Below are 548 nucleotides of genomic sequence, written 5' to 3'. Positions count from 1 at the left end.
GCCGGTCGGCGGGGAGGCGCGGCCCCTCGACCACGCGCGAGGTGATGCTCAGCGACAGCACGTACAGCGCGGCGCCGAGCGCGACGACGCCGGGCACGCCCGGCGTCCCGGCGACCAGCAGCACGACGAACGCGAGGACCAGCGCACCGCCCGCGAACCCCCACGGGGCCCACGACGGCAGCCGCCGGTAGGTGGCGTCGGCGAGCAGCCCGGCGGGGGCGACGTCGGCGGTCATCAGTTGGCTCCCGAGAACTCGGCGCGCCGCGCGATGATCCAGCGCGCGGCGAAGTTGACGGCGAAGGTCACGACGAACAGCGCGAGACCCGTCGCGATGAGCGCGCTGACGCTCAGGCCGCTCGACTCGGGGAACTTCGAGGCGATGTTGGCGGCGATGGTCTGGTGCTGCCCCGGCTTCAGCAGGAAGAACGAGTAGAGGAACCCGGGCGAGATGACCATGAGCACGGCCATCGTCTCGCCGAGCGCGCGCCCCAGGCCGAGCATCGCGGCGCTGATGACGCCCGAGCGGCCGAACGGCAGCACGGCCATGC

General features: G+C 73.4%; 2 pseudogenes. Both read right to left on the bottom strand.

Annotation, left to right across the window (positions count from 1 at the left end):
- Nucleotides 1-235: pseudogene (locus tag G3I71_RS46240) on the bottom strand (hypothetical protein); the annotation flags it as partial.
- A pseudogene (locus G3I71_RS46235) lies at nucleotides 235-548 on the bottom strand (phosphate ABC transporter permease subunit PstC); the annotation flags it as partial. The pseudogenes G3I71_RS46240 and G3I71_RS46235, both read right to left, overlap by 1 nt.

This window comes from Streptomyces sp. SID12501 (genome assembly GCF_010550245.1).
Taxonomy (GTDB): domain Bacteria; phylum Actinomycetota; class Actinomycetes; order Streptomycetales; family Streptomycetaceae; genus Streptomyces.
The sequence above is the reverse complement of the archived record's forward strand: the minus strand, read 5'-3'. Positions and strand labels throughout refer to the sequence as shown.